This window comes from Streptomyces sp. NPDC059649 (genome assembly GCF_042734445.1).
Classification (GTDB): domain Bacteria; phylum Actinomycetota; class Actinomycetes; order Streptomycetales; family Streptomycetaceae; genus Streptomyces.
Genome location: NZ_JBHWDV010000025.1, coordinates 13,037 through 27,148 on the forward strand (window position 1 = coordinate 13,037; position 14,112 = coordinate 27,148).

A 14,112-nucleotide genomic window follows, 5' to 3' on the forward strand; every position below is an offset into this window, starting at 1 on the left:
TCACTTGACCGACGCCCACACCCGATCCACCGCGACCAAGCGTTGGCGTCGGCCGGGCGGATCGGGTCGGTGGACTGAGCGACTCGGTCGCCGTATCAACTCACCAGGTTCATCCACGTGCTCGGGCCGACGATGCCGTCGGGGGTCAGCCCCTTGGACCTCTGGAAGGTGATCACGGCGTCCCGGGTTCCGGCCCCGAAGCGACCGTCCACCGTGACAGCGGCGCCATGGGCCTTCAACTCGTCCTGGACTGCCCGCACGGCCGCGCCGGTGTCGCCGTGCCGCACGGTGACGATCAGGTGCTGCCAGGTCTTCGGCCCCACGATCCCGTCGGCGGTCAGCCCCTGGGCCCTCTGGAACGAGACCACCGCGTCCCGGGTTCCCGTCCCGAACCGGCCGTCCACCGTGAGGGACGCCCCGTGGGCGCCGAGCAGGTACTGCACGGTGGTCACCTGCCGGCCTGCCTGCCCCTGCTGCACCAGGGGCCAGCTGGGAGCCGGCAGCGGAGGCGTGTAGTCACCCAGGGCGAACGTCTTCAGGTCCTTCAGGCTGCCGTTGAAGACGTCCTGGTCCCCCGGGAAGGCGCCCGAGGCGGCGGTCTGCCAGACGGTGTAGGTGTTCCAGCCGGCGGGCAGCGGGGTGGGCGTGCCGGACTGGTTGACGATCCACAGCGGGTCGGTCCTGCCGAAACCCCGGTAGTTCCCGGTGCAGGTCGCCCACCAGCTGGCGGCGGTGTAGATCGCCGGATGCCGGCCCGTCCGGGCGTGGTACTCGTTCACGAATGCCGCGATCCAGCTGGTCATCGCGCTGCGGCTGAGTCCCCAGCAGGAGTCACCGTGCGCGTTGGCCTCGATGTCCAGGGCTCCGGGGAGGGTCTTGCCGTCGCGCTTCCACTTGCCGCCGTGGGCCAGGAAGTAGTCGGCCTGCGCACGTCCACCGGAGACGTCCGGGCGGGCGAAGTGGTAGGCGCCGCGAATCAGACCGGCGCCGGCCGCCCCGTTGTACTGCTGTGAGAAGTAGCTGTTGGTGTAGCTGACCCCTTCGGTCGCCTTCACGTAGGCGAAGGCGGCGCCCTTGGCGGCCGTCGCTTTCCAATCGACATGGGGGTTGTGGCCGCTCACATCGAGCCCGCGCACCTGAGCCGTGGACCGGGCCGCGCCGGTGGCCACGGTGGTGTCCGCGTGGGCCACACCGTGGACGCCGATGCCCAGGGCCGCGAGTCCGGCGGCGAGCACCGCCGCACCGCGGACCCGCCACCCGGCCCTGCCCACCGCTCCGCTGCGGGCGTGGGGATACCTCATCGCTGTCTCTCCGTTCTGGTTCCGTGGTCGGTCATGCACGGCGTCGCCGGCCCTCCAGGGCATGCGACGCCGTGCACCGGTCCCTGCGGGGGCGCCGGACGCGCCGGCAGGGACCGACGGGCCTGTCAGGCATGGCCCGCTACGGGCGCACCAGGCCGTAGAAGACGGATCCGGACAGCGGGTAGCTCTTGTCGTAGACGCCGTGCTGACCGGGACGGGCGGGATTGGACGTGTTGCCCGAGATCACGCGCACGGTTCCACCGCTGACCTGGTCGACGACGCCGATGTGGTACCGGTTGTGCGCGCTGCCGAAGATGATGAGGTCTCCGGGCTTAGCGGTGCCGAGACCGCTGGTGCCGACCCACCTGTGGTGCGCGACGGCCCACTCGTAGACGCGGGGCACGTAGGTCATGAAGGGGATGTCGGCACCGGACTTGCGCCAGGCCCAGGTGGCGAAGGCCGCACACCACTCGTCACACACGCTGTACGGCTTGCCGGGAACGCACTTGTGGGAGTCAGCCGTGACGCCGATCTGGCTCTTGGCGGTCTTCACGATCCGGGCCCGGAGCCCGGTCGTGGCGTGGCAGCTCTTGACGAGCCGCTCGATGCCCATGGCCTTCATCGTCTGCTCTCCGGCGATGCCGTCCGCCGAGAGGTGATGGGCGGCCTGGTAGCTCTTGACCGCGCTGGTCGTGGGCGTCCCGTAGTCGCCGTTGGCCGGGGCACCGGCCTTGGCCTGCACCTGCTTGACCACGGACGTGAGGCCGGCGAGCGTCTGCGGGCCGATGACGCCGTCGGCACCGAGGCACCGGTCGCTCTGGAAGGACTGCGTCGCCGCCTTGGTCTTGGGGCCGCCGACACCGTCCACGTCACCGGCGTTGTAGGCCAGTCCGTTCAGGTCGCGCTGGGCCAGCTTGATCTCCGACGAGGCGGCGGCCGGCCTGACCGTTGACGAGAGGGCCGCCGAAGCCTGGCCCGGCACGGCCGCCAGGGCACCGGCCGCGACCGCGGCCGTCAGCAGACCCACCGCAGCCCGCCGGGAGCGCCGCAGCGGCTGCCGGGGTGAAGGAGCGTTCGTCAGCATTTTCGGAACTCCTCGTGTTCAGGGAGAAGAGCAGGTGAGACCCGGGAAGAGCGTTCACACGGCATGCGTTCCGGCCGTACGCCCGCTGATTCGCCCCCGGAGGGCGACGGCGGCTCCCCCGCGTCCGCCGTCGCCAAGTCGGTTCTACGGCAGGCCACGTTGTCCGGTGTCGGCGAAGCGGCTCCGGACAACCGGCTCCGGACAATAGGCTCGCCGCGACACCTCACGGATTCGGGGGCAGTACAAGTGCCGAGGAAAGAAACGCCGTTGGAGGACGCCGGCAGCGCACTGACCGACTTCGCCGCGGGGCTGCGCCTGTTGCGGGACAAAGCGGGGAAGCCCACCTACCGCCAGCTCGCGACGAAGGCGCATTACTCGTCGACAACGCTCGCGGACGCGGCCGGGGGCCGGAAGCTGCCCAGTCTGGAGGTCACCCTCGCCTTCGTCCGGGCCTGCGGGGGCGACGAGGAGGAATGGCGGGCGCGCTGGCACGAGGTCGCCGCGGGCCTCGCCCCCGCGTCGCCGAACGGGCGGGACCACGCGGGCCCGGAACAGGACCGGCCATGCCCCTATGTGGGCCTTGCCGCCTTCCAGCCGGAGGACGCCTCCTGGTTCTTCGGGCGCGAAAGGCTCACGGACGACCTGGTCACCCGGGTCCGCGCCGACCGGTTCGTCGCGGTGTTCGGGGCGTCGGGATCCGGCAAGTCCTCGCTCCTGCGCGCCGGTCTGGTCCCGCGCCTGAGCGGGGGCGCCCCGGACGGCGACCCGGGGTGGCCGGCCCTGCTGTTCAGCCCGGGAGCCCATCCACTGGAGGAGTGCGCGGCCCGTCTCGCGGCCTTCGCCGGAGGCTCGGCCCCGGCACTGCACCGGGAGCTGAGCGGCGACCCCCGGGCCCTGCACCAGGCGGTGCTCCAGGCGCTGGCCACAAGGGACTGCCCCGACGGCACGGATCTGCTGCTGGTCGTCGACCAGTTCGAAGAGGTCTTCACCCTCTGCCGGAGCAAGGACGAACGCGACCACTTCGTCACCGCGTTACTCACTGCGGCCCAGGCCGCCAACAGCCGTACCCGGGTGGTCATCGGCGTCCGGGCCGACTTCTACGCGAGTTGCTCGGAACACCCCGAACTCGTCGCGGCCCTGCAGGACGCCCAGTTGCTCGTCGGCCCCATGTCGACGGAGGAACTGCGCCGTGCCGTCAGCCGGCCGGCCGTCCGCTCCGAATGCGCCGTGGAGACAGCCCTGCTGGCCCGCGTCGTGGCGGAGGCCACCGGACAGACCAACGTCCTGCCGCTGGTCTCCCACGCCATGCGGGAAACCTGGCTACGCCGCCGCGGCAACACCCTGGCCCTGAGCGGCTACGAGGCCGCGGGGGGAATCGCGCACGCCCTGGCCAACACCGCCGAGTCCCTCTACCAGGAGTTGACCGCCGAGCAGCAGCGGCTCACCCGGTCCGTCCTGCTGCGGATGGTGGCCCTCGGCGAGGGCACCGACGACACCAAACGGCCCGTACCGCGTGCGGACCTCGGCCCGGACGCCGACGCCGTGCTGGAACTGCTCGCCCGGGCGCGGCTGGTCACCCTGGACAGGGACGGCGCCGAGATTACCCACGAGGCGCTGTTGCACGCCTGGCCCAGGCTGCGCCGTTGGATCGACGAGGACCGGGCCGGTCTGCTCATGCACCAGCAGATCACCGAGGCTGCCGCCGTCTGGCAACGGCAGGGGCGCGATCCAGGCGCCCTGTACCGGGGCGGTGTCCTGGCCGCGGCGCGTCAGTGGGCCGCCACCCGCGGCGACGGGCTGGTCCCCGGGCCCCGCGTCGAGGAGTTCCTCGCCACGTCCGTCCGGCACGCGGGCCGCGCGGCCCGGCTGCGCCGCGCCGGAATCGCCGCCGTGTGCGTCCTCGCGCTCGTTGCGTCCGTGGCCGCCGTCGTGGCGTTCAAGAAGAGCGCGACCGCCCAGGCCGAGCGCAACAACGCCATCGCGGGAGAGGTGCAGGTCGAGGCCGGCCAGCTGCGGGAGACCGATCCTTCGCTCGCCGCCCAACTCGACATCGCCGCCTACCGCATCCGCCCGCAGCCGGAGGTGCGCACCGACCTGATCAGCGCCGCCGGCGCCCCGGTGTCCAGGCGCCTGGCCGCCGGCAGCGGCACCGTGTACGCGGTGGCCTACAGCCCCGACCGCCGCACCCTGGCCGCGGCGGGAGCGGACGGCATGATCCGCCTGTGGAACGTCGCGGACCCGGCCGACCCGGTGCCACTCGGCCGCCCCGTCGCCAGCCACAGCCAGTGGGTCTACTGGCTCGCCTTCAGCCCCGACGGCCGCACCCTGGCCTCCGCCGGACGCGATCGCACGGTCCGGCTGTGGAACGTCACCCGCCCGGCACACCCCGCCCCCTGGGGGAAGCCGCTGACCGGCCACGGGAGTTACGTCTTCTCCGTCTCCTTCAGCCGGGACGGCCACACGCTCGCCAGCGCGAGCGCCGACGGCACGGTCCGGCTGTGGAACGTCGCCGATCCGGCCCACCCACAGCGGCTCGGACAACCGCTGAAGGGCCACGACCACGGCGCCGTGGCCTCGGCCGCATTCAGCCCCGACGGCCGCACCCTCGCCAGCGCGGGGCACGATCACACCATTCGGCTGTGGGACGTCACCGCCCCGGCCCGCCCCCGGCGGCTGGGACGGCTCACCGGCTTCAAGGACACCGTGTACGCCGTCGCCTTCAGCCCCGACAGCCGCCTCTTGGCGGGCGTGGGCAACGACCACACCGTCCGGCTGTGGAACGTCGCCCACCCGGCCGACCCGGTGCAGCTCGGGGCACCCCTGACCGCTGCCCACGACACCGTGTACGCGGTCGCCTTCAGCCCCGACGGACGCGTCATGGCCACCGCCGGAGCGGACCACACCGTCCGCCTGTGGAACGTCATGGACCCCTCCGCACCCGTCCCGATCGGGCAGCCCCTCACCGGTCACACCGAATACGTCTACTGGCTGGCGTTCAGCCCCGACGGGCACAGCCTGGCCTCGGCCGGAGCCGACCACACCGTCAGACTCTGGCACCTTCCGAGCACCCTGCTGCCGGACCCGAGCTACGTCAACACCGTGGCCTTCAGCCCCGTACGGCACATCCTGGCCAGCGGCAGCACCGACAGCACCGTCCGCTTGTGGAACGTCGCCGACCCGGCACGGCCCACACCCCTCGGCCGCCCTCTCACCGGCCATCACAACGCCGTACGGAAACTGGGGTTCAGCCCCGACGGCAGTCTCCTGGCCAGCGCCAGCCGGGACGGCACCATCCGGCTGTGGGACGTCCGGCACCCTGGGCGGGCCGCGCTCGTGGGGCAGCCGCTCACCGGCCACCGGGGTGAGGTCAACTCGGTCTCCTTCAGCCCGGACGGCCGGACGCTGGCGAGCGCGGGCCTGCACGACAGGCAGGTCCGCCTGTGGGACGTCTCGCGGCCGGCGCACGCCACCGGCCTGGGTGAGCCACTCACCGTCCACCGCGGACCGGTCACCGCCGTGGCGTTCGGCCCACGAGGGCACGTGCTGGCCACGGCCTCCGCGGACGACACCACCCGGCTCTGGGACGTGGCCCGTCCGGCGAGGCCCGTCCCACTGGGCCACCCCCTCGCCGCCCGGAGCGGCGGTGTCTACGGCGTGGCGTTCAGCCCCGACGGCCGGACCCTGGCCACGGCCAACGTCGACCACACGGTACGGCTGTGGAACGTCACCGACCCCGCCCGTCCGCTGGCCCTGGCCGAGCCCCTGACCGGCCACACCAGCTTCGTGTACGCGGTCGCCTTCAGCCCGGACGGTCACACCCTGGCCAGCAGCAGCGACGACCACACCGTGGACCTGTGGAACGTCACCGACCCCGGCCACCCGTCCCAGCTGGGTACCGCTCTCGTCGGCCACACCGGGCCGATCGACGACGTGGCCTTCAGCCCGGACGGCCACTCCCTCGCGAGCGCGAGCGACGATCGCACCGTACGACTGTGGACCCTCGACCCCGACCAGGCGATCCGGCGGCTGTGCGCCGCGACCGGCGGTGTCACCGCGCGGCAGTGGCATCAGTACGTGCCCGAACTGGCCCTGAACCAGCCGTGTTCCTGACCCGGCCGACGGCGCCGAGCGCACCGGCCCCACCCGTCTGACCTGCGGAGCTCCGTCGTCATTGTCCGGACGATGCTGTCCGGTGCCGGCTCGCCGACACCGGACAACCACATCGGGCTAGACAGGATTCGGTGGCACGAGCGGGACCGGCCGGCGCAGCCGCTGGCCCCGCCTGCACGGGCCACTGCTTCCATCCCGACGAACGAACGGAAAGCAGATGTCCACTCGGAAGATGACTGCGAGGCTCGGCCTGCTGGCCGCTGCCGTGACCATGCTCACCGGCGGTCTGTCCACGACGGCAAACGCCTCGCCCGCCGCGGCCACACTCCAGTACGGGAGCCAGGGCTGGGGAGTGAAGTGCGTCCAACAGGCCGTCAACGACTGGGCGTGGCGGACCGGCCGCGGCTGGCCGCTGTCGGTGGACGGCGGCTTCGGGTCCGGGACCCGGGCCTGGGTCAAGAAGTTCCAGTCCGCCTCCGGCGTCTCCGCCGACGGCGTCGTGGGCCAGCGGACCGGCAACAGCGTGCTGGCCAACCTTCAGGGCGACAGCACATGGCGACACGACTGCTACGACTACGTCCCCAGCACCCACGGCTGACGGGCCCGTCCTTCGCTCGCGCCGGAAGGGCGACCTGCCGGCCGGTCGGTGACAATGACCGCGCCGCGACCGCCGCTTCCCAAGAGGCGGCGGTCGCACGGCGGCCGACCGTCACGCCCTCCTCAAACCCAAGTCCTGGCGGCGCAGCGGAGGCATGCGCGGTCGAGCGGCAGCAGCTCCATCACCAGCGCTAACGGATCAGTGGTTGTGACACAGCTTCTCAGCTTGCCCCTGACCTCGGTAGAGAGTGCCCCCGGGGGCAGGGCGCGCCGGTATCGGAGCCCCCAGCACCAGGAGCCGACACCGTGACAACAGCCCTCACCGTCTGGGAGGACTTCGACGTCCCCGCGTACGCCCGCGGCGGCCAGGTCACCCTCAACCTCCGACGGTCCCCGCCGCAGAGTCCGGCCCCACCCCGGCGACCCGCGCACTGCGCGCCGCCCTCCCCGACGACGCCGACTTCCCGCTCCGTCCGGTCGACGCTCAGGCCCCGGCGCAGCTTGGTGCCCGCCCAGTACGCCAGGTATGCCAAGGTCGGATCACCAGACGGGCCGTCCAGCCTGTTGGTCCGCAAGTTCACTGTCGGACTTACGTGTCTGACCGCTGAGGGAGCGTGCGGAAACGGCGTCAGCCGTGCCCGTCCGCGTCCGCGCCAACGCGGCCGCATCGCCCCGGAACGCCCAGGACATCTTCGGCTCCATCACGTATCGGAACACCCGCCGTACCGGCCGCGTGCACAGCAGCGTGATCAGCGTGACGGCCAGCAACGTCACCACGACCTCGCCGACCGGCGTGCGCACCCAGGGGAGAGTGTCGTACCAACCGGACCAGCGTGCCATCTTGATCGCGAAACCGTGCAGCAGATAGCCGTACAGCGTGCCCGCGCCCAGCTTCGTGAACCACGTCTGTCGCGATGGCACCAGGGCCAGGAAGCACACGGTGAGTACCAAGGCGCAGCCGAACAGCGCGAGTTCCATGACCGGGGAGACCCACGCCGGCATGCCCAGGTCCTGTACGGCGTTGTTCTGCCGGAGCCATGCGGAGTTCATGCGCGGCGCCGCCCAGTACGCGAAGACGACGGCGGCCAGCATCACCGGCGCTGCCGCGACGCGGATCGCGCGCTGCCGTAGCAGGCCGAAGTGGGCCGGCTTCAGGTGCAGTCCGAGGACGAAGAACGGCAGGAACTGCAGTACCCGCCGCATGGCGAAGTCGTTGCCGACCTGAGGTGAGGCCGCCGCGAGCACGGCGATCACCAGCGCCAGTGGGACGGGCCAACGCACGAGGTTCCAGAGAGGGGTGGTCAACCGCCAGATGAAGAGAGCCGCCAGGAACCAGTCCAGGTAGTACGGGCTGGTGAGGCTGATCGGCTCGTCCGGGGTGTCGTGCACCCAGCGCTGGAAGTAGGCGTAGAGAACCTCGAACACCACGTACGGCACGGCGACACTGGTGATGAGCCGCTTGAGCTTGGCCGGGCTGAGGTCGAATCCGCGGGAGAAGTAGCCGGAGATGAGGACGAACGCCGGTATGTGGAAGGTGTAGACGGTCATGTACAGCGCCATCGCCACCCGGCCACCGTGGGTGAGCGGCTCCCACGTATGCCCCATGGCGACGAGGACGACCGCCAGGTACTTCGCGTTGTCGAAGAACGGATCTCTCCCGCCGGACTGGGGATCGATGCGTGGGGCGGGAGCCTGCCGCCCCTCGGGCGCCGGGTCCATAGAACGTTCGAGGGGGATGGCCACGCGGAACATTTGAGGCACCCTAGCTGGACAGCTGTAATGCGCAAAACCGTCCACACGACTGATCCGTCGTCCGCCCGTCAGTTCGGCGCAACGACCGGCCAACGTGATTGTTCCGCCTGCTTGATGCCGCATCATCTGCCTCAAGGAGGCGTGTACGCGGCGAACTGGGCCAGCCGTTGTCGCGCTACGGCGGAAGAGCCGCTCCGGGCATCGGATGGCGCCCGAGCAACGGCGCCGCCGCGAGATCCAGCCCTCGCACGCGCCCGGCTCTCCCGCCTGGACAGCTACCTCGCCGGGCGGCGGGCCCTCGCACAGCTCTCACCAACTGCGCCGACTCCCCCGGACTGGGGTGTCTGACCTGGCACAGCTGGTCACCCACCCTGAACGGGACACTCACGGCGCCTGGTTGGACCAGGGAGAGGGGCACATCAGTGGTGACGGCAGTTGGCCGAGCAGGCGGGCCTTGCAGCACTTCGGGGAGGTGCTGCAGAAACTGACGGAGTGGGAGGGGTGTCAGGCACCGGCGCTGGAGCGGCTAGTTTGGGTGCAGGACTGGTACGCGGGCCCGTGGTGGCACGGGTACACGGGGGACGAGAGGTCGGGAAGAGTGTCGCTGCGCGAAGGTGATCCAGCCGAGATCGGTGGTTATCCACTTGAGGCCCGGCTCGGCTCGGGTGGCATGGGCACGGTCTTTCTCGCCCGTACGAGTTCAGGGCGACCTGTCGCGATCAAACTGATCCACCCGCAGTTCGCGGCGAACGACGAGTTCCGCACCCGCTTCCGGCAAGAGGTGGCGGCGGCGAGGCGGGTGAGCGGCGCGTTCACCGCCGCCGTGGTCGACGCTGCGCCTGAGGCCGAGCAGCCGTGGATGGCGACCAGCTATATCCAGGGGCACACCCTCTCCCGGCGCATCGCCACGAAGGGCCCCCTGAGCGGAGCGGAGCTGAGGAGGCTCGCCATCGGGCTGGCGGAGGCGCTGCGGGACATCCACCGGGTGGGGGTCGTCCACCGTGACCTGAAGCCCTCGAACGTCGTGCTCTCACCCGAGGGCCCACGCGTCATCGACTTCGGCATTTCGCGCGCCGTGGACCAGCAGACGCTGACGGTGACAGGGCGGGTCATCGGTACGCCGCCCTTCATGTCTCCGGAGCAGTTGCAGACGCCGCGTGATGTGGGGCCGCGGTCCGATGTCTTCTCGCTGGGGACGCTGCTGGCGTACGCGGCGACGGGCTACGGGCCCTTCGACGCGGAGAGCCCATACATAGTGGCGTATCAGGTGGTGCACGGGGAGCCGTCGCTGGAGGACGTGCCGCTGGCCTTGCGCACGGTCGTCGAGTCGTGCCTGGCCAAGGAGCCCAATGGGCGCCCCTCGGCGGACGAACTCCTCGTGCTGCTACGGGACCTGCCGGCCGACCTCGGCCAGAACGACGCGGGGGAAGGTGGCACGGGCCGCACCCGCGACATGATCACCCAGCATCACCTCGCGACGCCGGCCACCCCGGCGCCGACCGCCCCGACCACACCGGGGCCGACTGCCCCGACCACCACCCCGGCCGGTCCCGATACGGGGAGCGTCGACACCTCCATCGGCCGCCGGCCGCGTGGCCGATGGCGTCCCGTGCTCGCGGCTGCGGTCGCGGTCACGGTGGCAGCGATCGGTGGCGGAGTCGCGGCACTGACGGCAGGCGGCTTAGGAGGGAACAGCGGCGGCGACAAGGGCAACAGCCTTGCGGCCCCGGTTGCCGCACTTCCGGACGGCTTCAAGCCGTGGCACCGGACCGTGCGGGGCGGTCGCGAGGACCTACCCGACGAGCTGCGTTGCGTCGCGCACGGCGACGCGCTGTTCTGCGGGGGCGGCGGTGTCGTCGCGGCCCGTATCAGGGCCAAGGACGGCTCGCGGGTGTGGACGGCGAAGAGCCCCGGCGTCCCCGTCAATGGCATGTACCTGGTGGGCGCCACCGACGACACGGTGCTCGGTTACCGCTTCGCCGCCCAGGACGCCCCGCAGGACCCTCGCAGCGAGGTGGTGGCCATCGACGCGAACAGCGGCCGGGAGCTGTGGTCCGTGCCGTCCGGCGCCCAGTCGACGGCCGTCACGGGTCGGACTCAGGACGCCATTGTGGTCGGCTCCGACGTCGTGACGGTCGACGCTTCCCACTCCCGCTTCGAGGCCCGCGACGCGCACAGCGGTCAGGTCACATGGACGTCGCCGTTCCCTGCGGGTAAGCAGTGCGCTCCCGTCCCGGTGGGCCCAGGGCTCGTCGCGATGTGCGCGACGGATGGGGAGGTGGGTGCCTTGGCGGTGCGCCACCCCACCCTGTACCCGGTCGACCGCGCCTCGGGGACACTGGGCAGGCCCATCGCGGTCAACGGCCCCGCCGTGCCGATGGGCGTCGCCGACGGCAAGCTCGTACTCCTGCACGTACACCTGGGGGGAACGGAGCTGGACCGCTTCAACGGGGTGGCACGGGTCGACCCGGCCTCGCACAAGGTCACGTACTCCCGACTGGCGAAGACATACACGGGGACGCCCGGCATGGTGGGCAGCACCGTCTACGTGAGCGGGCAGACCGGTCTCATCACGGCACTCGACCCCGCGACCGGCCGGAAGAAGTGGTCGCGGCAGACTGGCGTGGAGGGCGCGTCGGGTCCTGTCGCGGGAGCCGACGCACTGTATTTCAGCTCGGCCACCGGCCGGGTGGTCGCGCTGTCGCCGCACGATGGCAAACCCCTGTGGACAACAGATCCGCGGGCCGATGGGTTGACGGGCGAGGGGGGCGCAAGCCCGCGGGTGACTCTTTCGGGGCGTGCGGTGATCGTGGCCGCGGACAAGAACACTCTCTTCGCTTTCGACGCGCAGAAACCGCCGAAGTCGGGCTGACCCGGGCGGCTGGGCGGCGGCTGCCATATCGGCAGGGAGTACCGCGCGAACCTCCGCCGCCGGCACCACGTACCAAGATCCGGGCCAGGTGCGGCCCAACTCGGCTTCGTATCGGGTCATGCCGCAAACGTCGAAGGCCGAGCTGTACGCGGCTATCCGGCGTGACCATCGCGGCGGCATGTCGATGCGGGAGCTTGAGCGCAAGCACGGCGTGACGTGGTGGAGGGTGCGGAAGGCGCTGGGCTCGGCCTGGCCGGAGCCGCGGCTCTGCGCGGCCATCGTCGACCGGCTCACCTTCAACGGCACCCTTATCGGCAAGGAGGTCCTGCCCGTCCTACGCGACCGCGCTCCATATGGAGGGGCGCCGCCAAGGGTCCTCTACGCACTCACACCAAGCGGACAGGCCCTCCGCCCGACGTTCGGCGCACTCGTCCGGTGGAGCGGCCACTACCTCCGGGGCTGACCACGGGACCTTCTCAACCGTCCGGCGATTTCCAGGTGCTGGTCCAGCGCGGGACGCTGCGTGTGCCGAGTGCCGGCGGTCTGCGGGGAGCGGTAGCGCCGAGAGGGGTGGCGCTCGGCGAAAGCCCGCAGCCGGCAAGTCGGTCGGCAAGAGTCAACGGAGTGGTCCCCCCGGCGGCTCCAGAGGCAACAAGCGTGTGGCAGGCATCGCCGCGGGTCGTGGCCCGGCGGTGCGTAGTCGGGGGCTCCGGGCTGCGTTCGGCCGGATATCCGGACTCTTGGGCATGGCTGGATTCGAGCCCAATTGTTCGAAGGTGCGTGCGATGTCCTATGTATGGGGCATGGATCCGGTTTCGGCCAAGGTGTCATGCCGTCTATCGCGCCGCAGTCTTCGGATTCTAGGCTTGGTGACTCGCTACTCGGTGTGAGCGTGCCCGCCCTGGGGTGCCATGCACCCGTTCCCGACTTCCTCCCCACTCCGCTTCCTGCGCCCTGCCATGCCCGGGTTCGGCCGGCCCTTCTGAACGGTGTCCAGGCCGCCCGGTCGCTCCCCGCTGCCCGCTGCCCGCTGCCCGCTGCCCGCTGCCCGCTGTGCAAGGAGGACGTTTGTGCCCGCAGAGGTGATCTTCTTCAACGTAGGCCAAGGGGACTGCACGCTGATCGTCTTCCACGACGGCGATCCCGCCAGAGGCGATTCCGCGGTGCTGGTGGACGCCGGATCCAAGAAGGAGGTCGGTCACGCCTCGTTGGGCGGAACGGACAGCAAGGCGAAGGCGGAGAACAGGAAACGGGTCAAGGACAAGATCGCGGGCTACCTGGGCGGCCTCAAGAACCCGAACACGCTCGACTACGTCGTTGTCACCCACCCCGACGTGGATCACTACAACCTGATTCCGTACATGCTCCTGGAAGACGACGAGTCGGCGCTGAAATACACCGTCAACAACCTGCTCTACGTGGGAACTCCCGCCGAGCACCATACGAAGCGGGCCACCAAGGCGACCACCAGAGACCTCCTGATCCCGACGAGCAAATACAACCCAAAAATCAAGAAAAAGGAAGTCGTGGCCTCCCCCGCCACTCCCCGGAGACTCGATCTGGCGGGCAGCGGCAGCGGTGCTGCCGGCCTCTATGTGATCGCGGCCAACACCGTCTGCACCAAGAACGAGGTGACGGAAGCCAAGAAGCGCCGCACCGATGGCACCACCTCCGGCCTGCGGATCCCACTGGCCGGATGGCCTGGCGTCGCGGTGCGGGCCGGATCGGATGACGAGGAAGAACTCGACCTCCCCGCCGAGGCGGAGGACAACCGGAAGTCGATCTGTCTGATGCTGGTCGGCGCAGCCGCCGGGGGCAAGGAACAGCGGGTCTTCCTCATGGCGGACGCCGGCCACGAGGTCGAGGACGTCCTTACCGACAAGCGCAACAACGCGCGGTGGACCCCGAAACTGAAGCGCACCGGGAACACCTGGCTGAAGGTGGGCCACCACGGCAGCGACACCGCGACCTCTCCCAAATGGCTGGACCACATCACGCCCGACGGCATGTTCATCAGCTCCGGGACGCTGCCGTTCGGCGTCTCGGGCATCCCGAAATTCTCCCACCTGAAGACGATCGTCCAAAGGTGGATCGACAAAAAGCTGCCTGCGGTGGTGGTCGACCCGGACCCGGCGAACCCGCTGCTCCCGGACATCGCCTACTACGGGGACGCCACGGGCGAACTCCCCCGCCCGATGTTGGCGCCCGCCGCAGCCTCCGAAGGCGCCTATTACCGGCTGGAGGGCGGCATCAAGGGAGTCGCCACGACGCTGACCCGGATGCCCGGAAAGGGACGGGACAAGGACTCCAAGGCGCTCAAGGTATCCCTGGGTCACGATTGGCATCTCGCCATCGATTCCAAGGGGCCCAACACCTATTCGATCACCTATAAGTGA

Annotated in this window: 8 protein-coding genes; 5 read left to right on the top strand and 3 right to left on the bottom strand. The window is 70.6% G+C overall.

The genetic code is table 11. The features are described from left to right. Positions 1–95 precede the first annotated feature (95 nt). Both ACFV1J_RS24010 and ACFV1J_RS24015 read right to left on the bottom strand, forming a co-directional pair. Positions 96–1,301 (bottom strand): GH25 family lysozyme, encoded by a 1,206-nt coding sequence (locus ACFV1J_RS24010; RefSeq protein WP_385861126.1) that lies wholly within the window; start codon positions 1,299–1,301, stop codon positions 96–98. A 139-nt stretch (positions 1,302–1,440) separates the two neighbouring features. Beyond that, positions 1,441–2,385 carry a peptidoglycan-binding protein gene (locus ACFV1J_RS24015; RefSeq protein ID WP_385861127.1) on the bottom strand — a complete coding sequence of 315 codons (945 nt, stop codon included), beginning with the start codon at positions 2,383–2,385 and terminating at the stop codon, positions 1,441–1,443. Positions 2,386–2,652: 267 nt separating this feature from the next. On the opposite strand from ACFV1J_RS24015, the gene ACFV1J_RS24020 reads away from it, so the two are divergent. Both ACFV1J_RS24020 and ACFV1J_RS24025 read left to right on the top strand, forming a co-directional pair. Further along, the gene (locus ACFV1J_RS24020; RefSeq protein ID WP_385861129.1) at positions 2,653–6,495 is read left to right on the top strand and encodes a helix-turn-helix domain-containing protein; all 3,843 of its coding nucleotides are present in this window, start codon (positions 2,653–2,655) and stop codon (positions 6,493–6,495) included. A gap of 232 nt (positions 6,496–6,727) precedes the next feature. Continuing rightward, positions 6,728–7,093, top strand: a complete 366-nt coding sequence (locus ACFV1J_RS24025) for a peptidoglycan-binding protein (protein ID WP_385861131.1) — start codon at positions 6,728–6,730, stop codon at positions 7,091–7,093. Between the two features lie 539 nt (positions 7,094–7,632). On the opposite strand, the gene ACFV1J_RS24030 is transcribed toward ACFV1J_RS24025, so the two are convergent. Beyond that, positions 7,633–8,844 (bottom strand): acyltransferase family protein, encoded by a 1,212-nt coding sequence (locus ACFV1J_RS24030; protein ID WP_385861133.1) that lies wholly within the window; start codon positions 8,842–8,844, stop codon positions 7,633–7,635. A gap of 598 nt (positions 8,845–9,442) precedes the next feature. Between ACFV1J_RS24030 and ACFV1J_RS24035 the strand changes: the two genes are divergently transcribed. The 3 genes from ACFV1J_RS24035 to ACFV1J_RS24045 all read left to right on the top strand — a co-directional run bounded on the left by ACFV1J_RS24035 (position 9,443) and on the right by ACFV1J_RS24045 (position 14,112). Then, positions 9,443–11,716, top strand: coding sequence for a PQQ-binding-like beta-propeller repeat protein (locus tag ACFV1J_RS24035; RefSeq protein ID WP_385861271.1), 2,274 nt, complete (start codon positions 9,443–9,445; stop codon positions 11,714–11,716). Positions 11,717–11,834: 118 nt separating this feature from the next. After that, the gene (locus ACFV1J_RS24040) at positions 11,835–12,179 is read left to right on the top strand and encodes a winged helix-turn-helix transcriptional regulator (protein ID WP_385861135.1); all 345 of its coding nucleotides are present in this window, start codon (positions 11,835–11,837) and stop codon (positions 12,177–12,179) included. Between the two features lie 607 nt (positions 12,180–12,786). Beyond that, positions 12,787–14,112: a hypothetical protein gene (locus tag ACFV1J_RS24045; protein WP_385861137.1), complete on the top strand. Its 1,326-nt coding sequence runs from the start codon at positions 12,787–12,789 to the stop codon at positions 14,110–14,112.

Excerpts from the sequence above, each read along its gene's own strand:
- ACFV1J_RS24040 (WP_385861135.1), top strand. The coding sequence starts at position 11,835 with ATGCCGCAAACGTCGAAGGCCGAGCTGTACGCGGCTATCCGGCGTGAC.
- ACFV1J_RS24030 (WP_385861133.1), bottom strand. The coding sequence starts at position 8,844 with ATGTTCCGCGTGGCCATCCCCCTCGAACGTTCTATGGACCCGGCGCCC.
- ACFV1J_RS24010 (WP_385861126.1), bottom strand. The coding sequence starts at position 1,301 with ATGAGGTATCCCCACGCCCGCAGCGGAGCGGTGGGCAGGGCCGGGTGG.
- ACFV1J_RS24025 (WP_385861131.1), top strand. The coding sequence starts at position 6,728 with ATGACTGCGAGGCTCGGCCTGCTGGCCGCTGCCGTGACCATGCTCACC.
- ACFV1J_RS24015 (WP_385861127.1), bottom strand. The coding sequence starts at position 2,385 with ATGCTGACGAACGCTCCTTCACCCCGGCAGCCGCTGCGGCGCTCCCGG.